Here is a 21,720-nt window from a genome sequence, read left to right as displayed (position 1 = left end):
CCCCTTTACGATTTATTCATAAAAATCGTTCGACGGCCCCGTTTTTTTTCCTGTACCGGTTGATTTCCACTTCTTTTGAGGTCTCAATGTTTTTGGGTTTTCTTTTTGCATGGAAAAAGGTAGTCTTACCCATAAATCTTGAAAGGAAGTTTTCCGTAATGGATACTGGCTTAAATAAGGTCGCCCTAGTGACGTTAACCGGAGTAAATGGATTTGTGTAATTAGTAAGGCTAGAAACACCCCAAACAAACCAAACCATTGGGCAAGAAAAATGACAGGAAACTTGATAAACCGAATCGTATTACTAAATTTATATACAGGCGAGGTGTATGAAGCTAAAGATCCTAGTCCTACAAAAATAAGCAGTACATTACTAGTTAAACCGGCTTCCACCACAGCTTGTCCGATTACAATCCCACCTACAACACCAAGGGATTGCCCAATTTTAAACGGTAGACGGATACCTGCCTCTTTTACCATTTCAATCATTAACTCTAAAAAAAGAGCCTCTAAAAATGGGGGGAAAGGAACGGACGCCCTTGAACCAACTAGTGTCTCTAGTAAGCGCGAAGGGATCAATTCATAATGATAGGTCATAATTGCTACATACATAGGGCTTAACAATGTCGAAATAAACAATGCAGTTAATCGTAATAACCGAAAGAAGTTTGAAATGATCCAGGAATAACTATAGTCTTCCATTGCAATAAAAGATTCCATAAAGGTTACGGGAAGAATGACAAGATTCGGTGAACCATCTGCCGCAATGATTATTTTTCCTTCTGTTAGTCCAGCAGCAACTCGGTCAGCCCTTTCCGTTGATATCGATTGTGGAAACAACGAATTAGAATTGTCTTCGATCATCGACGCGATATAAGAACTGTCCTGAATATGATCATATTGAATATCATTTATTCTTTGTATTACCGTGTTTACATTTTCTTGATCGGCAATCCCATCCATATATATAACCGCTACTCTTGTTTTTGATAGTTCTCCAACCTTCATTTCCTTGATGAGCAGTTCCGGTACAGGCAATCTTTTTCGAATAAGATTAATATTAGTGTCTAATTCTTCAATAAATCCAATTTGAGGTCCTATGGCAGAAACTTCCATAGTCGGTAAGCCAACATCACGAAATTTACTATTTGCAATATTAATTAATAAACATTCTTCGTCATGTTGATACTTTTGAATAGCTACTGACCCAATTAATATGTTTTGGATGATTGTATTTTTATCCTTAGTCAAAATAATCTCTTGGACGGGGATTTTACTCTTTAATCCTTCGAGTGATAACTGGTCCTGCAAATATGGCAAGACATCTTTATGTAAAATGTCTGATGAGATGAGGGTGCGATAATAAGAAAGCCAAAAAGGTTCATTGTCATTTAATGAAGTATGTTCGTGAACAAAATCATTTGATTTAGATAATTGTTCAACCCAAGTTTGTTCAATTAAATTATGTGGTTCCTTTTCCTTATCCATTTTTTACCTTAATCCGTTTCATCTGTATCCCTCAAAACTAATTTTTTCTCATTATGCGTAAAAAGTGGGAATTTATGCAAATATTATGGGATAACAGATATTAAATTAAATACCGCTTTTCAGGAATATAAATTCAGCCAACATACAGTTAAACGATCTTCCGCAATCTGGCGTTTTTCTGTAGCAAGGATTGCGCTTCTACTTTATGTATAGGGCCAGATTGTTGAGGAACTTAAAGGGTGATCTGAGTAAAATGGAGAACTGATTACTCACTTAATTTCCATCAAGACTATCGTGTTAGGGAAGGGAGGAATTATCTCGATGCCTATTCGTTTGCGCGATCATTCAAACTTTTTAATTGAAGATGAGAGAATCTGTTTTCTTATAACAGGATAAATCTTATAAACGGAGTTTGAACTAACCAGCACCCCATGAGTTGCCACATACACTATGTTGAGTGCATGGGTAGATTACGCCAGTCCATGTCAAGAAGAGGAAACTGTTGGGATAACGCCCCCATCGAGTCATTCTTTGGTCATCTTAAAGATGAAGTAGAAATAATAGCATGTAAAACATTTGAGGAGCTTCAAAACGAAATTGACAAGTATATCCGCCACTATAACCATACTAGAAATCAATGGAACCAAAAAAAGATGACTCCTGTACAATTCAGGAATCATCTTCTTCAGGCAGCCTAAGGCCTTTTTTAAAAATGTCCTTTACAAAGAGTACACTTTATTTTGGATGCTGCCTTTATTACTTATAAAAATTAAATTATTTTTATAATAAATACTAGATTTTCTCATTGATTAGTAATTGATACAACTTAATAATGAAGTTAGTAATCTTAAGATACATGACTTACAATCTAAAATATTTATTTACATGGTGTTCTTTTAATACACCAATTTTACCTTTTGCAGTTAGATAGTTTAAATATGCATTGGTTTCTCCGAGTGCAATCCATTGGTCAAGGACAGTTGTATTATTTGGAAATAAAGTGTTTGATATTTCAAATGCGCTCATCTCTCCTGTTACAAGAGCGAGTACATGGCTTATCCGAGTTTCATAGTGATGTATTAGTTCAATAATTCGCTCTTTTGCATCTGTAAAATTGGGTCCATGACCTGGTAGTACCAATGAAATTTTCATAGAAAGCATGTTCATTAATGTTTCAAGGTAGGTGCTTAATGGATTAACATCTCCATAGCCGTGATAGGAAATATAAGGGATAGTTTCTCTAGTTAAGTGATCGCCTGAAATGAGAATCTGTTCTTCTCGGTTATAAAAACAGATGTGTCCATCCGAATGTCCAGGCATCTGTATAGCTTCAAAGTGAAGTTCACCAATAGGATATTGGACATTCGGGTCAAAGGTATGTATATTGTTGGGAAACTTTTTAGTTGAATGATTAACAGGGTGTAATTGCATTACTAATTCCTGTGGCATACCTGCTGTTAGGTAATATGATGAAAATGATTCCTTTTCAAGAAATATCAAGTTGGATTGTTCTTTCTGATTGATAAAAATATCAGCACCTGTCTGTCGCTGTAATTCACTAGCGTATTCAAAATGATCAGGGTGATGGTGTGTTATAAAAATCCGCTCGACCTCTCGCTTTGGATTGATTTTGAATCTAGAGAAGGCTGCTTCCCAACATTGTCGTGTTTTCTCATTATTCATCGATGTATCGATTATTGTCCATTTTCCTTCATTTTGTCCTAAGTAACAATGAACACTGTCATTCCAGTAGGGTAGAGGGATTGATACTTGATAGATGCCAAATTGATTCATTTTTTCCATCCTCCCATTAATTAATAGTAATGGGCTATAGTAGAAAAACTATAGCCCATGAACATTATGTTTTGTAGTTATATTACTTGTTTATTTACTTGATTTTGAACTGTTTCTTTGATTTCAAGCGGTTTTTCTTTTAGAAAGAGAGCACTAAGTGCTGCCAAGCCTGCAAGGCATGAGAAAAATATAAACACTTTCGTGAAGTTAAAACTTCCACCTGTACCGACAGTAACCAGATAACCAGCTACCAATGGTGTTACAAACGCCCCCAACTGTCCACAACCATTAACAATCCCGGTTGCTCTACCGACAACCTCACTCGGATACCTCTTCTGAATGGCAGCCGTAAGAGAGCCGGAATTAAAAGCAACGAAAAATCCCGAAAGTAGAAGCAAAGTTACTAGGGCAGTAGTATTTCCCTTTTCAACGGAACCAATCATCCAAAGCACAGGAATACAGCCGATATATGCAATTAAAGCGATTGGTTTCATTTTGTTAAGTTTATCCATAAGCCATCCGCCCATTAAGATACTGACAATACTAATAATTGGAGGCAATGATGCGATATATCCCATTTGCTTAATATTAAAGCCATGTTGCTGGACTAAGAAAGTACTAATCCATGCGGTGAAACCCCAAAGAATGCCTATTTGGCAAAACATAATTAAACAAATGACATAAAAGGTACTATCTTTCAAGAATATTTTACTTTTCACTTTTTCCGTTGGGGATACCTTCAGAACAGCCCCTTTATTCTCATTGATTAAATCTAATTCCTCTTTACTTAATCGACCTTTATTATACATTTCCTCTGGTGTGTCATAAAAGAAATACCAAAGCAATAAGACACCAATAATACCAGGAATAGCTAATGTGAAGAATACAGGTCTCCATTGACCGTCAAATAGAGAAGAAGAAAGGTTGGTCAAAATTATAGGAACTAGTGCTAATCCGACGTAATTGGATGTATTAAAGATAGAAAGTGCTGTTCCACGTTGAGAGTAAGGGAACCAATTACTAATTGCTTTAGCGGATGGAGGGAAATGATGTGCTTCTCCAAGTCCTAAACCAATACGAAGGGCTATTAACTGAGTAAAGTTTTTGACAAATCCAGTCACAGCAGTTACTAAAGTAAAAGCGACGATGGCTACATTCATAACTTTTTTCGGTCCGAATTTATCTGCCAGAAATCCAGAAGTAACTTGACCTATTGCGTAGGCAAAGAAAAATGCCGATGCAATTTGTCCTACTTGAACTGGTGTTAAATTCATATCTTTTTGGATAAATGGTAAGAAGGTTAACACAGCCACACGGTCGAAGTAATTGACTATATATAGTAACCAAACAATAAACAAAATTACGTAGCGATATCCCCAAACCTTTTTCACTGCATTTGTCATATATATTCATTCCACCTTCTTTTTTTGGATAATATGCACATCATGCTTTTATTACATTGGTAAGTTCCGTAACGATGCGTTCCCAGGACCTAGACTTCGGATCAATAATTTCAAAATGCTCGACATTAGGTAAGGTAACCATTTTTATTTGGTCACCGGCTTTTTCCGCAAGTTCTTTATAAAGAGCACTCAATTTAACTGGAACATTTACATCTAAATCTCCATGTACTAATATTTGAGGAATATTTAGTGGAAGTAATTGAGTAGGTGATGCTTCTGCATACCTTTCAGGCATTTCAATTGGACTCCCGCCTATTAAATCAGTTACAGGGTTTTCGATTTTTATATTTTTTACGATACGTTGTTTATAATTGATAAGGTCATGCATCAGTTCTAAGTCAATTATACCACCTAAACTGACAACCCCTTTAAGTGATAGGGGAATACTAGAAGTATTCAATATACTATCTTCTTTAAGATTGTTACGCCCAGCTAACCAGAAAGCTAGATGTCCACCAGCAGAGTGGCCTAGTGCAATCACATTTGTTAAATCTAATGGGTATTCCTCGGCAATTATTTTTAAATAGTCTGTAGCATTTCCAACGTCTAACAAGGTACCAGGAAATGCACCTCCAATATTTCCTACTCTCCTATATTCAATATTCCATGTGGCTACTCCGCGATTTGCAAGATCATCACAAACATCATCCATTAAATCCGATTCAAATATCGATTTCCAAAACCCACCATGAATAACGACTACAACAGGATGCGGCCCTGCACCAGGAGGAATCCTTAAATCTCCATACTGCCAGTGATCATCTCCATAAGTTAGCCGTAACTTCTTTGTTTTTACATTTTCAAGATTGGTTTTAACATTCATGTAAACGCCTCCATTATTTGGGATAACAAGGAATTTAATTATTTATGTCATTGAATTCGTGCCTCCTTTTTTTACTTTTGGAAATCGATGAAATTACACATTGAAGTATAAGTAGTGTTGTGCAATACTACTCTTAAAATGAATATAAAAAATATTCGAAAAATTGTCAACGTTATTTATAAAAAAAGAAGTATTATTTAATACTACTATTTTTTAGTGTGGTTATATATAATAAAATGGTGTATAAAAGTTGGAAATTAGTTGAATTTTAGTATCCATTAATATAGGAGGTATATATGATAGAGTTGTTAAAAAAAATTGGGTTATCAGATCTTGAAGCACGTTGCTATTTAACCCTCCATGAAGAGCCTGGAATTTCAGGGTATGAGGTTGCAAAAAGAGTTTCGGTTTCGCGTACAAATGTATACTCCGCACTTAGATCATTAACGGATAAAGGTGCTTGCCGATATATTGAAGGAGATCCAGCTCGCTATGATGCTGTTCCTATCGAACAATTAACGAAACATTTACAGAATGAATTTGAACAAGTAACAAAAGTTTTGGTAGACCAATTAAAGACTCCGCCTAGAATTGCTCCTAGTTTTTATAATTGGCAAGGTGACAAACAACTTAGAACAACAATTCATAGAATTATTGCGAATGCAAAAGATTTCATCATTGTAGATATTTGGTCAGAAGATTTACACTGGGTTGAAGGGGACTTACTAGATGCAGAAAAGAGAGGGGTCAATGTCATCCTCATTACGATAGGGGAATGTCAATCATTGCTTAAGAACATATTTGTCCATATCCGAAATGATGATTGGAGCATTTCTAATTTAAGGAATTTTTCGATTCTTTGCGATTCTAGTAAAGCGATCCTTGGTGGATTTGGAGATTCAACAAAACTCACTGCCTTAGAGACCGACCATCCATCAGTAGTGGGAATGCTAAAAACAGCTTTTTATCACGATCTAATCATGCAACATATTGAAAATGATTTCGAAGCAGAACTGAAAGAGAAGTATGGTGAAAAATACAAAAAATTATTAGACTTCTATTCTAATGAAAAAGGATGGAATATCTAATAGTATATCTGTATCTGTTCACCGGCACTGTATACTATTATTTTGCGCAAATCAACAATAAAGGCAGCTATCCCATTTAGGGACGCTGCCTTTAATAACGAATTGACACACTATAATAAATGAAGTTAGTAATCTCCTACAACCGAGGAAGCGCTTACAAATTTTGCTAAAAAAATATTACACGTTTATTTTACGTGGATACAGAGGTACGATTCGAAGTTCAGCTGCTTCATCTTTAATTGCAAATAAGTAAGCTATCAAACCTAATAGAGCTGTAATGATCAGCATAATGATGGATGTACTGAAGTCCCCACCTGATAAGTCACGAAGCCAGCCCATAATATAGCTTGAAAAACCGCCCATTAGATTGGTGAAACCTATTAAACCAGCTGCACGTCCAGCTGTTTCTTGTGTTGAGTATTTTACTAAGAACATATTGCTTAGGTGGAATACGCCGCCCTGACATCCCATGGCAAGTCCCATACAAATACCTGCTAAATATGGATTTGGGGCAAAAACGACAACTGTCAAAAAGATGACAGTCATTGAAAACAAAATGGTAGCCATTAAACTCGGTCGTCTCGTTTTATCAGCCAGGAAACCACAGGTAAGAACAAATCCAAGCGCAAATAACCAAGAGAGGGAAGTGATGCTCGTCATTCCTTCACGAGCAAACCCTTTTGCTTCAATGAGATACGTTGGTAGCCAAATACTGATTCCAAAGAAAAGGAAGGAACAGACTAGCATACCAAACCAAACAATCCAGAAACGATAATCTTGTATAAAATTTTTATTTTCATTCAAAAATCGTTGTTTTTCGTGAGCATCTGGTTTGTGGATGAAAGCCACTTCTTCCTTACTTACCCACGGATGCTCTTCTGGCTTATTTCTTGTCAGAAAAATAAACATAGGGATATTAATTAATAAGTTAAAGCCCGCGAGCATAAAGAATGCGGCCTGCCAATGAAGGGATGAAATGACAAGTACTAGTATAATAGCTCCAATCGCTGGTCCTAAATAGTTCCCTGTAAGCCATGAAGCTTGAGCGCGTCCTAATTCCCGTTTGTTAAACCACGCAGAAATGAACTTTCCAGAAACAGGAATCATCATTCCTTCCCCGAAACCGAGGATAATTCGACTAATTAAAAACGTTTCATATGTAGTGGAGAGACCTGATGAAATCATAGTTAAAGTCCAAACAAATAATCCGGCAATTGCTGTTTTCCTTGCACCAAATTTGTCGATAATGAAGCCCCAAAAAAGATTGGAAACTCCATAAGCAATTGTAAATACAAAAGAAAGAAGACCAATTTTTGCATTTTTGTCAGCACCTGACATGCCGAGAGCATTCAAGAATTCTGGATCTGTTTGAATAACAGAAATACCAACCTTATCAATTTGTCCGAAGAACCAAAAGAAAAAGATTGGTAAAGCAATGAATATCCATCTTTTCTGATTCTGAAGCATAAAATCCTCTCCCTTTTTTAATGATCAAATAGAACAAATCCAGTCGAAACACATTGAGAATGGCTCCACAAAATTGGCCAACTTGATGATCTTTCACTCCCTTCTACAAAATATCCCCTTTGATGTTTTACATACAAAACATAGTTTCTGTTTTTTGATGTAAAAGCAGTTTTAACGATAAAATAATAAGAATAGTTTGTCAATTGTGCATTTTTCCTATTACATACTTTTTTATTGAATAAACGAGGTAAATATTAGTCGTACCAATAGATTGATTCATTGACATTAAATTCTGACAAATCTATAATTCATTTGAAAACTATGTTTTTTATATAAAACATCATAAACTATTTGATCCAAATTGAAGATGGTAATCAATACCTTCAATTTGGTAGAGTATAAGGGAGGTATTTGATATGCCAATTAGTCACTTAGATGAATTCAGGGTACATTACCGGGAATCTGGTAATGGAAAAGCAATTGTCATTTTACATGGGCTAGGGAATAATTCGCAGTCATGGAAACATCAGTTAAACGGATTGGAAGACCAATATAGAATCATTGCTTGGGATGCACCAGGATATGGAGAAAGCTCGGATCCAAAGGAAGAATTCCAACAATTTTCCCAGTTTGCAGATGTATTAAAAGAATTTCTTTGCAGTCTAGGACTTCAATCTGTTTACCTACTGGGACATTCGATGGGATCCGCCATTGCGATCGATTTTACAGTGCGTTTTCCGGAAATGGTAGATGCCTTGATTATTTCTGATGCGACGCGTGGTGCAGCTGGATTGAGCCAAGATGAAAATAAGAGTAAACTTGAAAATAGATTGCATTCTATCAACACACTGGAGCCTAATGAATTGGCGAAAAAAAGAGTCAAAGCTCTATTATCACCGAATGCATCTCCAGAGGTAATTGAAGAAGCAGAACGTATTATGTCGCAAGTCCGACCTTCAGGCTATCGTTCGGTATCTTATTCCTTAGCAAATTTAAACCAAATGGAGTTGCTTTCTTCGATACAGGTTCCGACACTGGTTTTGTGTGGCGAACTAGATCAAGTAACACCAGTAAGTGAGTCGAAAATTTTTCACGAAAAGATTTCGAATTCAGAATTTGCCATAGTTCCGAATACAGGACATTTATGTTATCAAGAGGATCCTGAGACATTTAATAAACTGGTTATCGACTTTTTACAAAAGCAAACCGTTGGACAGAGATAAAAAACAGGATGATTTACATACGGGGAGGAGAAATGGAATGGAAACGGGAGAGAAAGAAAAGTATAATGCCAACTCATTAGTAAGAGGGTTGCAAATTATTACTCTTTTTAATGAGGATCAGCCAAGTCTGTCACTATCAGAAATTGCTAAACAGTTAGGAGTCAGCAGAACAGTACCTTATCGTTTATTGTTTACGCTTCAAAGCATGGGTTATCTTACTCAAGATGAGCATACCAAACAATATCAATTGACTCCAAAAGTACTGGAATTAGGCTTTAGTTATATCAATAGCTTAAAATTGCCTGAAATTGCCCAACCATATATGGAATCATTGCGCGATGAAATTGGTGCTTCATGTCATCTTTCGATTCTAGATGGTCATGAAGTGGTGTATGTAGGAAGCGCTCCAATAAGAGGGGTTTCGGCTGTCAATGTTAATATTGGCTTGAGACTCCCAGCTCATGCAACAGCAAATGGGAAATTACTTCTTGCTCATGAGTCAAAGGAAAGTATCATGCAAATGTTTCAAATCTCAAACCTAACTCCATTTACGGATAAAACGCTCACCATCCCTAGTGAGTTCCAGCAACAACTAGAAAACATACGTCAAAAAGGCTATTCCATGACAAAGGGTGAATTCCATCCCGGAATTAAATCTGTTGCCGCACCTATTTATGATAAAAGCGGAAAAATCTTGGCAGCACTGAATGTAGTTGCGACAGAATCAGCTTATCAGGACGATTTTATGGAAAAAATCGCATTGCCTAAAGTGTTGGGAACTGCTCATTTACTCTCTAAATTTATGGGCTATAGTGGTGAATTTGCTAGAGAGTTTAGCCAAAAGGAAGTTTAAGCAATCGAAAAATTTAATATTTCTCAAATAAGGATACTCCTCAACTTGGGGGTATCCTTATTTTTTTTGTTGAAAATCGGGAATTTAATTCAGAAATTTTAGTTTTTTTCATAGTAGGTCTTTCTTTCTAACTTTTAGGACATATTCAAATTTTCTAATAACTTTATTGACACATTAAAAAATTCATTCTAGAATTGATTCATAGACAAAACACTGTTTTGTATATAAAACACATTCGACAATTAAGGGAGGATTTTTAAAATGACAAACTCAACTTTTTCAATTCAAGATTTTGAAAAAAAATATGTGGCACGCTTAGAGGATCGCAAACTTGATTGGAATGTCTTGAAGTTCCAAGAGGAAATTGATCCAGCATATAGACGTGCACAGATGAGATATATTGGACGCGGTGCGACAGCGAATAATGATTCAAATGTAGTTGCAGCAGAACATTTTACGCTAAGTACAATGGTACTTCCTCCAGGATGTATCGGACCGTTGCATTTGCATGATGATGTAGAAGAAGTATTTTTCGTTCTTGAAGGTGAAGTTACGGCTTTGATTCAGGAAGATAGCAATAGTGAAGTTCATGAAATTAAGCTTGGTGCAAGAGACTGCATCAGCAGCCCTCCAGGTGTATATCGCGGAATCAGAAATGATGGGAAAGAAGAAGCGCGCATGCTTGTTATGCTTGGAGCAGTAAAACCCAACCTACCAACATATCCAGTGGGCAGTGCTCTTGAAGAATTACGTATCCAACGTTCAAAAGAAAGAGAAGCAATCATTAAAGGATAATCATTCATGTTGAAAAGAGACAGCTGCATTATAAAAAAATAGTGCAGCTGCTTTTTACGATTATAGATTAATAGAGCGTTTTCTTTCAGACTCATAAAGATTAATGGGGGGATAAACGATGATAGGGATCACTCATTTACGACATGTAAGTTTAATTTCTTCGAACCTAGACGAACAGGCAAGTTTTTATGAAAAGGTTTGGGGTTTAGATAGAGTAGAAGTTTCTGAAAAAGAAAATTCACCCGCCTATTTTCGAGGGGCTGGACCAGAACATCATATATTAAGCCTTCACAAAGGGGAAACTCGTGGTTTGCACCACATTGCATTCGGTATGATCGATAAAAATGCAGTGGATCTTGCAGCTGAAATACTGGAATCGAAGGGTGTTCGTATTATCCAACAACCAGGTTATTTGGATGAAGCGGGAGCTGGATACGGACTTCGACTATTGGATCCTGATAATCGAGTGATTGAGCTTTCCGCTTGGGTAGAGGTTCAAACGTCAGTCTGGAACAATAAAAACGTTGACCCTGTGAAATTGAATCATGTGGTTCTCAACACCACAGACATTGATAGAATTGTAGAGTTTTATACAAATGTATTAGGCTTCAAGGTTACAGACTGGAGCGAGCACCAAATGTGTTTCTTGAGATGTAATAGAAAACACCACTCTATTGCTTTCAATCAAAATGAACATAATTCAGTGAATCACATGGCTTACGAGGTTGACTCGGTGGATGAGTTAATGCGTGGGATAAGCAATGTTCGTAAGGCTGGGTACAGTGAATTATGGGGTCCGGGACGTCACGGCCCTGGAGATAATATATTTTGTTATTTTCAAGATCCAAGTGGTTTCGTAATGGAATATACCTGTTACCTTGAAACGATTGAAGATGAGGCTGAATGGAAAGCAAGAGTTTGGAAACGTGTACCGCACTTAATGGATAAATGGGGGATTGCAGGACCGCCAACAACAGAAACGCGTAAGGCGATGAGTGGAACTCCTGATCTAGGTTGGGTAGATGCAACCGTTAAAGCTAGATAGATAAATAGAAAGAAATTCAGTTTATGAACATAACGCATGACATTCATAGAATTACGTAAAGGAGTGAGGAAATGGATTTAGGTCTAAAAGGGAAAGTGGCTGTAATTATGGGGGGCACGTCCGGTGTCGGGTTAAAAACAGCCGAAATGTTTTTAGGTGAAGGTGCAAAAGTAGCGGTCTGTGGAAGAAGTGCAGAACGTATGGAAAACGCTCGTAATCATTTACTTTCGTTTGGTGAAAGCCAGGACATTTTTGCTTCAACGTGTGATGTCACGTCTAAAACAGACGTAAACGCTTTTATTCAACATACAGCCGAAAAGTTTGGTGGAATTGACATTCTAGTAAACGCAGCCGGACAAAGCGTAATGGGATACTTTTTTGATGTAACGGACGAACAGTGGACTGAACAGATCCAATTAAAATATTTTGCTATCATTTATGCAGTTCGTGCTGCTCATCCATACTTAGTTAAGAGTGGTGGCGGTCGAATTATTAATATTAATGCGACTCTCGCCAAAGAACCTGAACGTCATATGGTGGCGACAGCTGCTACTCGAGCTGGACTTTTAAATTTAAGCAAAACGTTGTCCCAAGAACTTGCGGCAGACAATATTTTAGTGAATTCAGTTAGCCTTGGATTGATTCGGACGGACCAATGGGAGCGTAGAAGGTTGAAAAATGCCCCTGATATGGATCCAGAAGAATATTATAGTGATCTTGCAAAGAAACGCAATATTCCACTTGGCCGTGTAGGTGAAGCGGAGGAAGTGGCTAGTGTCATCGTATTTCTTGCTTCAGACAAAGCGAGCTATGTAGCTGGATCGACGATTGAGACAGCAGGAGCAATTGGTAAAGCGCTTTAATTTAACTATTAAACGAAGGTTGGGTATCCCGATGAAAATACAAGAAGAACAAGTGTTTACAACTGCAGATGCCATTGTCAAAGAGCTAGTTGAAGCAGGCGTAGAAGTCGCTTTTGGAATTGTCAGTATACATAATATGCCGATATATGATGCCATCTTACGAGAAGGAAGCATTAAACTGATCTGTTCACGCGGTGAAAGTGGAGCAGTGAATATGGCAGATGGTTATGCACGTTCGACAGGAAAATTAGGTGTAGTCATTACAAGTACAGGTACAGGTGCTGGAAATGCTGCAGGTTCATTAGTAGAAGCATGGGCTGCAGGCGTTCCACTTCTCCATCTTACAGGTGAAGTCGCATCTCCTTATCTTGGAACAGGTAGAGGCTATATCCATGAATGCAAGGATCAACTCTCGATGATGAGCGGTGCAAGTAAAAATGCAGTGAGACTTAGAAAGCCTGAACAAACAGCCGCAGTTGTACGAAAGGCCATTCAAGAAGCAATGACTGCACCGGCTGGGCCAGTGACTTTAGAAATTCCGATTGATTTTCAATCAGCGATTATTGAGGATGTTTCCCTTGAGGGCGTACAACTAGTAACATCTCAAATAACATCCACAGTCATTCCAGAAGAAATCGTAGAAAAAATTGTTGAGGCTAGGCGTCCTGTCATTTGGGCAGGTGGCGGTGTCATCACTGCGAACGCTTCGAATGAGCTGACAAAATTGGCGGAACTGCTCGGTGCGGCAGTGATTACAAGCCAATCTGGAAAAGGTTCGATTCCAGAAGACCACGAGCAATGCATCGGACATTTTGCAGCCTATGAGTCTACTAAAGAGTTTTTGCGAAAAGCGGATTTATTGATCAGTGTAGGGGTTCGATTTAGAGGGAACGAAACCTCCAATTGGAAAGTGCCCGTACCAGAAGAGCATATTGCAATCGATGCCGATTGGCAGGCAATCAACCGTAACTATAAAGCAAGCTTCGGTTTAGTTGGCGATGCGAAAGATATGTTAGCTGCACTCGTTCAAAATCTCGAAGAAAAATCAGTTTCTGCAGTACCTACTTATATAGAAGAAGTACGTTCACTTAGAAATGAAGTGCGAGCTCAACTTCGTGAAACGCTCGGACCCTATGAGCAATTTGTAGATAGCATGAGAGAAATATTACCGCGCGACACCATTTTAGTTCGAGACGTAACGGTACAAGCAAATGTTTGGGGAAGCCGTTTATATGAAATTTATGAACCAAGGACTTCCATTCACGCATCTGGAGGCGGAATCGGTCAAGGCCTACCAACTGCTATTGGTGCACAAGTGGGCTGTCCAGATAAAACCGTTGTGCTAATGGCTGGAGACGGTGGGTTTATGGTGAACGTTGGGGAAATGGTTACGGCTGCTGAAGAAAACTTACCTATCATTATTGTATTGTTTGATGACGCAGGCTATGGGGTTCTTCGAAATATCCAAGAGGCAGAATATGGACGCCAAGTAGCGGTTGATTTATTGAGCCCTGAATTCGTCAAACTTGCTGAGGCTATGCATTTTGACGCCGTACGGATTGGATCTGGTGATGAATTTGTATGTGAACTAAAGAAAGCAAAAGATAGACGCAAACCATCCATGATCGTAGTCGATATGGAAGCGGTTGGACCAATGGCAAAACCATTTGGCGGACCTCCAGGAGCGGCAGAAGCCTTTAAACCAAAAAAGCTATAAAGGAGGATGAAAGATGATTTCAACATATCCAGTAGTCTCAGGGAAAATCCTCATTGAGGGAGAATGGAAGGAAACAGAAAAAACAAGCAATGTCATTAATCCTGCAAACACTTCAGAAGTGATTGGGGAAGTCGCCATTTGTTCTGAAGAAGAGGTATATAAAGCAATATCTTCAGCAGATAAGGCTTTTGAGTCCTGGTCTTGTTCAGATATACATGATCGTACTGCCCGAATGAATGCGGCTGCAGATGTGCTCAAGAATATGATTGAAGAAAACGTAACATTATTTGTACGTGAAAATGGAAAAACACTCGTGGAAGCTAAAAAAGATTTACTGCGTTGTGTTGAAGTGATGAATGGTGCTGCGAAGGAGCTTCATAACTGGTGGCAGCCAGAAGTACTTCCAGGTTCCCAAAAAGTTCAAGTACGAAGAAGGCCAAGAGGGGTTACAGCTGTGATTACACCTTGGAATTCACCTATGATCTTAACCTTCAAACGAGTCATACCGGCTATTTTAGCGGGAAATACAGTTGTAGTAAAACCTGCTACCAATTGCCCTTTAACGATCATGACTTTTTTAAAAGTGGTGGCTGACCATTTTCCACCAGGTGTGATTAATATCGTGACTGGTTCAGGGAAAGTAATCGGTGACATCCTTTGCTCTGATTCCCGAGTGCGTACTGTAGCTTTTGTAGGTAGTACCGAAACAGGTAAGGATATTATGAAGAAATCAGCAAACAAGCTTCAAAAAGTATATATGGAACTAGGTGGCAATGATCCGGCGATTATTTTGGAAGATGCGAACTTAGATGATACAGCTATTAAACGTTTAAGAATGAGCATTTTGCGAGCAGCAGGCCAAGTATGCTCAGGGGTTAAACGCGTGTATGTCCATGAATCGCGATTTGATGAAGTAGTGAAGAAACTAACGAAAGAATTTGAACGGGTGGTTGTCGGTGATGGGATACAGCCAGATGTGACCATGGGTCCATTAAACAATCGAGCCCAGTTTGATTATGTAAATGCGTTACTTGAACGGACAAAAAACTCCGGGGCAAATGTAACCACTGTTGGTATCCAGCTAAATCCTGAGAATTGGAATCAAGGCTATTACATGCTTCCGTCGATTGTAACAGGTGTTACTCAGCAAAGTGAATTGGTTCGGGTTGAGCAATTTGGACCAATCATCCCTATTTTACCATTCACTGATTTGAATGAAGTAGTTGAGTTAGCGAATGATAGTGAATTTGGTTTAAGGGCGTCTGTTTGGACGGAGGATGAAGAATTAGCCATACAAATGGCTGATCGTCTCCAAGCAGGAGCTGTATTCCATAACAATCATACTGTATTCAGTGATTTAGCGCTTGATTTTCCTGGTTTAAAAGAAAGTGGTGTCTCTCGCGAAACGAGACATTGTGGTTTGGAATTCTTTGCGGATTCATATGGATTTGCTGATTGAGGAAGGGTGAAAAGTTATGAAAATAGGGCTCATTGGTTGTGGTAATATTGGTCAGTTTCTCCTTCAAGCCATCAATAAAGACAGACTTCTTCCTGATGGGAACATCGTATCGATCTATACCAGACGTGAAGAATTCGGAGCTAAACTTACAGTTGAATTTTCGACTCAATCGTTTCATGATATAGACTCTTTCTTAAATTCTGATTTGGATCTTGTCATAGAGGCTGCAACAATTGAAGCCGCTGAAGAATACGCAATAAAGGTACTTGAAGCTGGAAAAGACCTTGTAATAAGTAGCATCGGAGTCATGGCCGATACTGCTTTTGAAGCAAAAGTAAGAGAAGTCTGTACAAGAAATAATGTAAACGTTTTCCTTCCTTCTGGTGCGATCGGTGGATTGGATGTCATTAAATCGGCCAAAGCGTTGAATGAACTAGAATCAGTGTCAATTACAACACGTAAACCGCCAAACGCCTTATCAAAAGATACTTTAATAGAACAAGAGACGATTTTATTTGAAGGAACTGCAGCTAAAGCAATTAAGCAATTCCCTAGAAATATTAATGTAGCCATAGTGTTATCTTTGGCAGGTCTGGGCTCTGAACATACGAAAGTTAAGATTATTGTGGATCCAGCTGTGGTGAAGAATAGTCATACAATAGAAGCAACAGGTTCATTTGGGAAATTTAAGCTTGAAATAGAAAATGATCCTATGCCGAACAATCCGAAAACAAGTTATTTAGCAGCTTTAAGTGTATTGGCTAAGCTGCAAAACAAAGATAATTCTGTGCAAGTCGGGTAGTGAATGATGAAGCCTATAGAGGGGGAATACGACAATGCTTAAAACAGAAAAAACCTTAGAGGAAAAGTCGAAAGACCAAATCATCAATTATTTGAATGAAACCGTCAAACCAGATGAAGGAGTAATCCCTGCTTATCTTCTGGGCGATCCAGCCGTTTACGACTTAGAGCACGAAAAAGTCTTCTTAAAAACGTGGGTGTTTGTTGGTCATGAATCAGAGATTCCTCATAATGGAGATTTTATGACGCGTGAGGTTTCAGGATACTCGGTTATTATTTCGCGTGATAGTGAAGGGGAAATTCGTGCTTTTTATAATATGTGCACTCACCGTGGAATGAAGCTATGTAGAGCGGATAAAGGAAACAAATCCTTATTTACATGCCCATACCATGGATTTAACTTTAAAAATACAGGTGAGCTTGTGGGTGTCCCCCTTCAAAAGGATATTTATGGAGGGAATCTTAATCGCTCCAAAATGGGACTTCATAAGGTGAACCTACAATCATATAAAGGTCTTTTATTTGGAACATGGAATGAAGAGGCTGAGCCGCTCGAAGATTTTCTCGGTGAATTTAAATGGTACTTAGATATCGTCGTTGGACGTGCGGAAATGGAGGTCATTGGGGCTCCACAACGCTTTATTGTCAATTCAAACTGGAAAGTCGGCTCTGATAACTTTGTGGGTGATTCTTACCATACCATGGTTACTCATGGTTCCATAGCGAAATTAGGCATGGTACCAAATGCGACTTACTCCAAGCGAGGCTTTCAAATTCACACAGAAAACGGACATGGTTTAAATCTTGGAACACCTAATCCTGACTTTGCTTTTCCAGAAGAATTGAAGGATGAATATAAAAGTAATTTGTCAGAAGAGCAGTACTATGTTCTATCAAACTTGAAAAATATGATTGGAAACGTGTTTCCGAATATGTCATTTTTAATATCGCATACAAAGATTAAAGATCAATTAATCTCTAACACTTCGATAAGAATGTGGCGACCAATCAGCCATAATCAGATGGAAGTCATTGCATGGATGCTCGTTGAAAAAAATGCTTCTCAAGATTGGAAGGATCGCTCAAGGGATTCGTTTATCTTAACGTTCAGCCCATCCGGCATTTTCGAGCAGGATGACACGGAAGTATTTACGGATATAACAGAGGCTGCCCAAGGTCCGATGCCGTTTCAAAAGCTGTTAACATATAACTATACAATGGGACTTCATCGTGAACCTGTTGATTTCATCGGACCAGGTGTCGTGTACGATGATAAATTTACAGAAGCAAGTCAACGAAATTTCTACAAATATTGGCTGGAATTAATGACAAAGTGACAAGGGGAGGGGGAAGAACATGAACATGGAAAGAATGCTGGCAAAATATGAATTCGAAGAGTGGTTGAACATTGAGGCAGAATTACTGGATGAGATTAAATTTGATAATTGGTTTCATTTAATGCACTCGAGCTTACGCTATCAAATGCCTGTTCGAGTGAATAAAGAGGGAACAGAGCGTCCTGATTACTCAACAGAGATGTTCACTTTTAATGATGATATCGAGTTATTAAAGCTACGTGTGGATCGTTTAAAAACAGACTATGCATGGGCGGAAATTCCACCCTCCAGAACTCGTCGCTTTGTTAGCAACGTACGGGTGAAAGAGTATATAAAAGGAGAAAAGGCCATTGTCAGTAGTTATCTCCTCATTTACCGCAGCCGAAGTACAGATATTCACCATGATTTAATATCCGGTGAAAGAAAAGATGAATTTACATTCGAAAATGGTGAATGGAAGCTTTCAAAACGGATATTCATTGTGGATCAATCTACCATTAATACAAGAAATCTTGCTATTTTCGTATAACACTTCACGTTAGAATTTTACCACGAGAGGTTGGTTTACATATGTTATTAAAAGACAAAGTAGTGTTGATTACAGGTGGTTCTTCGGGGATAGGAGAAGCTGTCACAAGACGATTTATTGAAGAAGGCGCAAAGGTTAGTATAATTGGTAGATCAATCGAACCTCTAATTAGAATGAAAGATGAATTTGGAGAAAACATCATCACCCTTCAAGGAGATGTAAGTAATTACAAAGACAATGAGCGAGCGGTCGAGGCTACCGTGGAGCAGTTTGGAAAGGTAGATGTTTTTATCGCGAATGCTGGAGTTTTTGATGGATTCGCTAAATTTGCTGATGTGAGTCCAACTGCTCTTTCTGAAGCCTATGATTATCTTCTAGACATTAACGTAAAAGGATCTTTTTTCGGAGCAAAAGCAGCACTTGAAGAATTACAAAAGACGAATGGCAATATTATTTTCACCGTGTCAGGTGCAAGCTTCTATCCTGATGGGGGTGGTGTTTGGTACACAGCAAGTAAGCACGCTCAAATAGGACTGATGCGCCAGCTTGCTTTCGAATTGGCTCCTAAAATACGGGTAAATGCAGTGGCGCCAGGGGGGACAATAACAGCACTTTCCGTCATCCCTCCACTACGTTCTTTCGTTAAAACTGTAGATAACGAAACAAAAGCAAGCAAAATTAAAAAACGAAATCCACTTCAACTTGCACAAATGCCTGAAGATCATGTGGGAGCATATGTACTCCTGGCTTCCGATCAATCACGTGCAATCACCGGTGAAGTCATTTCTAGTGATGGTGGATTGTCAGTTCGAGGGCTTGGTTAATAGTATAGTGAAAATTCAAGTGATTACAAAAAGTGTTACTTAGTTAGATTTAGTTCTAAGCTATGGTGACACTTTTTTTAATGAATTTTATTGGTATAGGCAGTTCTATCAACATTCATTGAGTTGCCTATTTCGCAGAGGGTTTTGTTTTTATATCAGTTTTCTTCCTATTAAATATATAAGTTTAAGAGCGTAAGAAATTGGGGGAAGACAAAATGTAATTGATTTGGGAGATGGTACCTATTTTGAACATGGATTTGAAATCAGGACTCATGATGATATGATTGAACTTTTGAATGAAAAAAGAAAGCCAGGAAGTCAACAGTCAGCTTATTTAACAAATTTATGTACAAGGCATCTTTTAGGCAAAAATCTCATGGTACTAACGAACTGATAAAACCTACAAGATACAACATGTGGTTATTCACCATAATCAATGTTCGATATCATACGCCCAGTTTTTATCTTACTTTCATATCTACACCTATAATAAAACGAATGATGCCCACCTTACTAGGATGGGTTTCATTCATTTTACGAAGTGTAAGATATACCTAAAATCATTGTCCTAGCCCGATACACCTTGTACATGACACAAACTCTGACAAAATAAGTAATATCGATTTTTCATCCTGGACGGGCTCCTTTTTCGTATATACGTGTATAATGTAGTGTTTAGAAAAAGTAAATTTCTTTAGTAACGAAGGGAAGTGTTTAAATGTATAGAATGGAAAACGCACAACTTGTATTAGGTGCCAACATACCTCATCCACCTACTCAAGTTCTACCTACTCAAGTTCAACCCTCTTATTATCCGCCTCCTGCCTTTTGCTATGCCGATTCTGTTAATAGATGCGACGATTTTGTGCTCATTGTTGTATTGTTTATTTTATTAATCATTGTTGGGGCCACTCTTTGCTTTTGCTAAAACTAATAGATTATCATAACCATCCATAAAAAACTCCAGTATACATACTGGAGTTTTTTTTATTGGCTTTTAAAGTGATTATCCCGGGTGCTGAATCCGAGGGACAAGGCGACACTTCTTGATCCATCTAATCACTTTAATAGATCACAAATGTTGATTTCAATGTTTGTGACTGTTGGTTGGAGAGATGAATCCCTTAGACAAATCATTTTAGTGTTAACAGGTGCGTGATAGGTACCACTGAATTGTTTTGACATAAACTATTCACATTTATATGAAAAACATACTAACCGCATTTTTTATATTTCCATATTTCTTCTATGAAGATTAAAGAAAGGGCAGTGGTTGAAGGTGACAAAACATAGCGAACCGGTTGATTTCATCGGACCAGGTGTCGTGTACGATGATAAATTTACAGAAGCGAGACAACAGAACTTCTATAAATATTGACTTGAACTAATGACAAAGTGAGCAGGGGAGATGGAAGAAAATTAGCATGGGAAAATTTCTGGCAAAATATGAGTTCGAAAAGCTAAACAATGACAGACATATACCCCAGAAACGTCAATCAACAAAACTGTGAAAAATCTCTTGTTAAAGTACTAGTGAAAGGTAATATTAGATTTATTTAACTTAACTTAACTTAACTTATTTCAACTTATGATAATTTTTAGTCAAATAATTTAACTTATCATATTAATATTTGTTAGTCAATAAAATTATTTACATTATTTTGTGATTCTGATAAATTTATAAGTAAATAATAGACAGAAAGGTATGTAAATAAATTTATGGAGAAGAAATATAATGTAACTAGTAATTTGAAATTTGTGGATGTGCAGAAATTTGATGAACTAATGAGAAAGTTCAAGAAAGAATCATTAGGAAGATTTTATCAGGCTGATTGTGTTAGAGAGTGTATAAGATTTACTTGGGAAAATATTACTAATGTTGAAAACTTAAAATGTGAGATTGCTAGATTAAATAAAATCCTTATTAAGCTAGAAGAAGAATTGATAGAAAAGAATAAACAGATAGAGAAAGCCACTCAAGTACTCCAAAAAAATTATTAAACACTGATTAATCAGTTAAATATGATTGTCTGTAGTCAAGTGGCAGTTCTATTAGTAGTAGTTAATCCTAAAGTAATATTGTCATTTGGGATTTTGCGTTAATGATGATCTTCTTAATTCTAATATTTAGATATGTAAACTATTTAGCAT

20 protein-coding genes and 1 pseudogene are annotated in these 21,720 nt (G+C 37.7%); 16 read left to right on the top strand and 5 right to left on the bottom strand.

All coding sequences use genetic code 11. From position 1 onward, the window contains the following. Positions 1–12: 12 nt before the first annotated feature. Positions 13–1,488, bottom strand: coding sequence for a spore germination protein (locus G3O09_RS04215; RefSeq protein WP_163100224.1), 1,476 nt, complete (start codon positions 1,486–1,488; stop codon positions 13–15). A gap of 470 nt (positions 1,489–1,958) precedes the next feature. Here G3O09_RS04215 and G3O09_RS04210 point away from each other — a divergent pair. Further along, positions 1,959–2,186 (top strand): annotated as a pseudogene (locus G3O09_RS04210) (IS3 family transposase); the annotation flags it as partial. A gap of 163 nt (positions 2,187–2,349) precedes the next feature. Here G3O09_RS04210 and G3O09_RS04205 read toward each other — a convergent pair. The 3 genes from G3O09_RS04205 to G3O09_RS04195 form a co-directional block, all read right to left on the bottom strand. Next, positions 2,350–3,282, bottom strand: coding sequence for an MBL fold metallo-hydrolase (locus G3O09_RS04205; RefSeq protein WP_163100223.1), 933 nt, complete (start codon positions 3,280–3,282; stop codon positions 2,350–2,352). Between the two features lie 77 nt (positions 3,283–3,359). Continuing rightward, positions 3,360–4,685: an MFS transporter gene (locus G3O09_RS04200; RefSeq protein ID WP_163100222.1), complete on the bottom strand. Its 1,326-nt coding sequence runs from the start codon at positions 4,683–4,685 to the stop codon at positions 3,360–3,362. A 40-nt stretch (positions 4,686–4,725) separates the two neighbouring features. Further along, positions 4,726–5,568, bottom strand: a complete 843-nt coding sequence (locus G3O09_RS04195; protein WP_163100221.1) for an alpha/beta hydrolase family protein — start codon at positions 5,566–5,568, stop codon at positions 4,726–4,728. Between the two features lie 296 nt (positions 5,569–5,864). Between G3O09_RS04195 and G3O09_RS04190 the strand changes: the two genes are divergently transcribed. Then, positions 5,865–6,656, top strand: a complete 792-nt coding sequence (locus G3O09_RS04190) for a TrmB family transcriptional regulator (protein ID WP_163100220.1) — start codon at positions 5,865–5,867, stop codon at positions 6,654–6,656. Between the two features lie 177 nt (positions 6,657–6,833). Here the strand turns inward: G3O09_RS04190 and G3O09_RS04185 are convergent, their stop codons facing one another. After that, on the bottom strand, positions 6,834–8,123 hold the full coding sequence (locus tag G3O09_RS04185) for an MFS transporter (RefSeq protein ID WP_163100219.1): 1,290 nt from the start codon (positions 8,121–8,123) through the stop codon (positions 6,834–6,836). Positions 8,124–8,539: 416 nt separating this feature from the next. On the opposite strand from G3O09_RS04185, the gene G3O09_RS04180 reads away from it, so the two are divergent. The 14 genes from G3O09_RS04180 to G3O09_RS04120 all read left to right on the top strand — a co-directional run bounded on the left by G3O09_RS04180 (position 8,540) and on the right by G3O09_RS04120 (position 21,570). Further along, positions 8,540–9,346, top strand: a complete 807-nt coding sequence (locus G3O09_RS04180) for an alpha/beta fold hydrolase (protein WP_163100218.1) — start codon at positions 8,540–8,542, stop codon at positions 9,344–9,346. A 37-nt stretch (positions 9,347–9,383) separates the two neighbouring features. Further along, on the top strand, positions 9,384–10,199 hold the full coding sequence (locus G3O09_RS04175; RefSeq protein WP_163100217.1) for an IclR family transcriptional regulator: 816 nt from the start codon (positions 9,384–9,386) through the stop codon (positions 10,197–10,199). A 261-nt stretch (positions 10,200–10,460) separates the two neighbouring features. After that, positions 10,461–10,994, top strand: coding sequence for a cupin domain-containing protein (locus G3O09_RS04170; RefSeq protein ID WP_163100216.1), 534 nt, complete (start codon positions 10,461–10,463; stop codon positions 10,992–10,994). A gap of 118 nt (positions 10,995–11,112) precedes the next feature. Continuing rightward, complete coding sequence (locus G3O09_RS04165; protein ID WP_163100215.1) at positions 11,113–12,039, top strand: VOC family protein; 927 nt, start codon at positions 11,113–11,115, stop codon at positions 12,037–12,039. 71 nt (positions 12,040–12,110) lie between these two features. Continuing rightward, complete coding sequence (locus G3O09_RS04160) at positions 12,111–12,902, top strand: SDR family oxidoreductase (RefSeq protein ID WP_163100214.1); 792 nt, start codon at positions 12,111–12,113, stop codon at positions 12,900–12,902. 31 nt (positions 12,903–12,933) lie between these two features. Then, positions 12,934–14,619 carry a thiamine pyrophosphate-binding protein gene (locus tag G3O09_RS04155; protein ID WP_163100213.1) on the top strand — a complete coding sequence of 562 codons (1,686 nt, stop codon included), beginning with the start codon at positions 12,934–12,936 and terminating at the stop codon, positions 14,617–14,619. Between the two features lie 13 nt (positions 14,620–14,632). Further along, positions 14,633–16,078, top strand: a complete 1,446-nt coding sequence (locus G3O09_RS04150; RefSeq protein WP_163100212.1) for an aldehyde dehydrogenase family protein — start codon at positions 14,633–14,635, stop codon at positions 16,076–16,078. A 16-nt stretch (positions 16,079–16,094) separates the two neighbouring features. Then, positions 16,095–16,880, top strand: a complete 786-nt coding sequence (gene nadX, locus G3O09_RS04145; RefSeq protein ID WP_163100211.1) for an aspartate dehydrogenase — start codon at positions 16,095–16,097, stop codon at positions 16,878–16,880. 34 nt (positions 16,881–16,914) lie between these two features. Further along, positions 16,915–18,216 carry an aromatic ring-hydroxylating oxygenase subunit alpha gene (locus tag G3O09_RS04140; RefSeq protein ID WP_163100210.1) on the top strand — a complete coding sequence of 434 codons (1,302 nt, stop codon included), beginning with the start codon at positions 16,915–16,917 and terminating at the stop codon, positions 18,214–18,216. A 19-nt stretch (positions 18,217–18,235) separates the two neighbouring features. Then, positions 18,236–18,745 (top strand): aromatic-ring-hydroxylating dioxygenase subunit beta, encoded by a 510-nt coding sequence (locus G3O09_RS04135; protein WP_163100209.1) that lies wholly within the window; start codon positions 18,236–18,238, stop codon positions 18,743–18,745. 41 nt (positions 18,746–18,786) lie between these two features. Further along, a complete protein-coding gene (locus G3O09_RS04130) occupies positions 18,787–19,569 on the top strand; it encodes an SDR family NAD(P)-dependent oxidoreductase (protein WP_163100208.1) in 783 nt (260 codons plus the stop codon). Between the two features lie 199 nt (positions 19,570–19,768). Beyond that, a complete protein-coding gene (locus G3O09_RS22965; protein WP_420850324.1) occupies positions 19,769–19,963 on the top strand; it encodes a hypothetical protein in 195 nt (64 codons plus the stop codon). A gap of 324 nt (positions 19,964–20,287) precedes the next feature. Then, the gene (locus G3O09_RS22705) at positions 20,288–20,497 is read left to right on the top strand and encodes a YjcZ family sporulation protein (protein WP_338048399.1); all 210 of its coding nucleotides are present in this window, start codon (positions 20,288–20,290) and stop codon (positions 20,495–20,497) included. Between the two features lie 791 nt (positions 20,498–21,288). Next, positions 21,289–21,570 (top strand): hypothetical protein, encoded by a 282-nt coding sequence (locus G3O09_RS04120; RefSeq protein ID WP_163100207.1) that lies wholly within the window; start codon positions 21,289–21,291, stop codon positions 21,568–21,570. The last annotated feature ends 150 nt before the right edge of the window (positions 21,571–21,720 follow it).

This window comes from Peribacillus alkalitolerans, assembly GCF_010882125.1.
GTDB lineage: Bacteria > Bacillota > Bacilli > Bacillales > DSM-1321 > Bacillus_BN > Bacillus_BN alkalitolerans.
Note: the sequence above shows the minus strand (reverse complement) of the source record. Positions and strands in the feature narration are given on the sequence as shown.

Excerpts from the sequence above, each read along its gene's own strand:
- G3O09_RS04215 (WP_163100224.1), bottom strand. The coding sequence starts at position 1,488 with ATGGATAAGGAAAAGGAACCACATAATTTAATTGAACAAACTTGGGTT.
- nadX (WP_163100211.1), top strand. The coding sequence starts at position 16,095 with ATGAAAATAGGGCTCATTGGTTGTGGTAATATTGGTCAGTTTCTCCTT.
- G3O09_RS04195 (WP_163100221.1), bottom strand. The coding sequence starts at position 5,568 with ATGAATGTTAAAACCAATCTTGAAAATGTAAAAACAAAGAAGTTACGG.
- G3O09_RS04120 (WP_163100207.1), top strand. The coding sequence starts at position 21,289 with ATGGAGAAGAAATATAATGTAACTAGTAATTTGAAATTTGTGGATGTG.
- G3O09_RS04155 (WP_163100213.1), top strand. The coding sequence starts at position 12,934 with ATGAAAATACAAGAAGAACAAGTGTTTACAACTGCAGATGCCATTGTC.
- G3O09_RS22705 (WP_338048399.1), top strand. The coding sequence starts at position 20,288 with ATGTATAGAATGGAAAACGCACAACTTGTATTAGGTGCCAACATACCT.
- G3O09_RS04140 (WP_163100210.1), top strand. The coding sequence starts at position 16,915 with ATGCTTAAAACAGAAAAAACCTTAGAGGAAAAGTCGAAAGACCAAATC.
- G3O09_RS04200 (WP_163100222.1), bottom strand. The coding sequence starts at position 4,685 with ATGACAAATGCAGTGAAAAAGGTTTGGGGATATCGCTACGTAATTTTG.
- G3O09_RS04170 (WP_163100216.1), top strand. The coding sequence starts at position 10,461 with ATGACAAACTCAACTTTTTCAATTCAAGATTTTGAAAAAAAATATGTG.
- G3O09_RS04130 (WP_163100208.1), top strand. The coding sequence starts at position 18,787 with ATGTTATTAAAAGACAAAGTAGTGTTGATTACAGGTGGTTCTTCGGGG.
- G3O09_RS04135 (WP_163100209.1), top strand. The coding sequence starts at position 18,236 with ATGAACATGGAAAGAATGCTGGCAAAATATGAATTCGAAGAGTGGTTG.
- G3O09_RS04165 (WP_163100215.1), top strand. The coding sequence starts at position 11,113 with ATGATAGGGATCACTCATTTACGACATGTAAGTTTAATTTCTTCGAAC.
- G3O09_RS04175 (WP_163100217.1), top strand. The coding sequence starts at position 9,384 with ATGGAAACGGGAGAGAAAGAAAAGTATAATGCCAACTCATTAGTAAGA.
- G3O09_RS04150 (WP_163100212.1), top strand. The coding sequence starts at position 14,633 with ATGATTTCAACATATCCAGTAGTCTCAGGGAAAATCCTCATTGAGGGA.
- G3O09_RS04180 (WP_163100218.1), top strand. The coding sequence starts at position 8,540 with ATGCCAATTAGTCACTTAGATGAATTCAGGGTACATTACCGGGAATCT.
- G3O09_RS04185 (WP_163100219.1), bottom strand. The coding sequence starts at position 8,123 with ATGCTTCAGAATCAGAAAAGATGGATATTCATTGCTTTACCAATCTTT.
- G3O09_RS04190 (WP_163100220.1), top strand. The coding sequence starts at position 5,865 with ATGATAGAGTTGTTAAAAAAAATTGGGTTATCAGATCTTGAAGCACGT.
- G3O09_RS04160 (WP_163100214.1), top strand. The coding sequence starts at position 12,111 with ATGGATTTAGGTCTAAAAGGGAAAGTGGCTGTAATTATGGGGGGCACG.
- G3O09_RS04205 (WP_163100223.1), bottom strand. The coding sequence starts at position 3,282 with ATGAATCAATTTGGCATCTATCAAGTATCAATCCCTCTACCCTACTGG.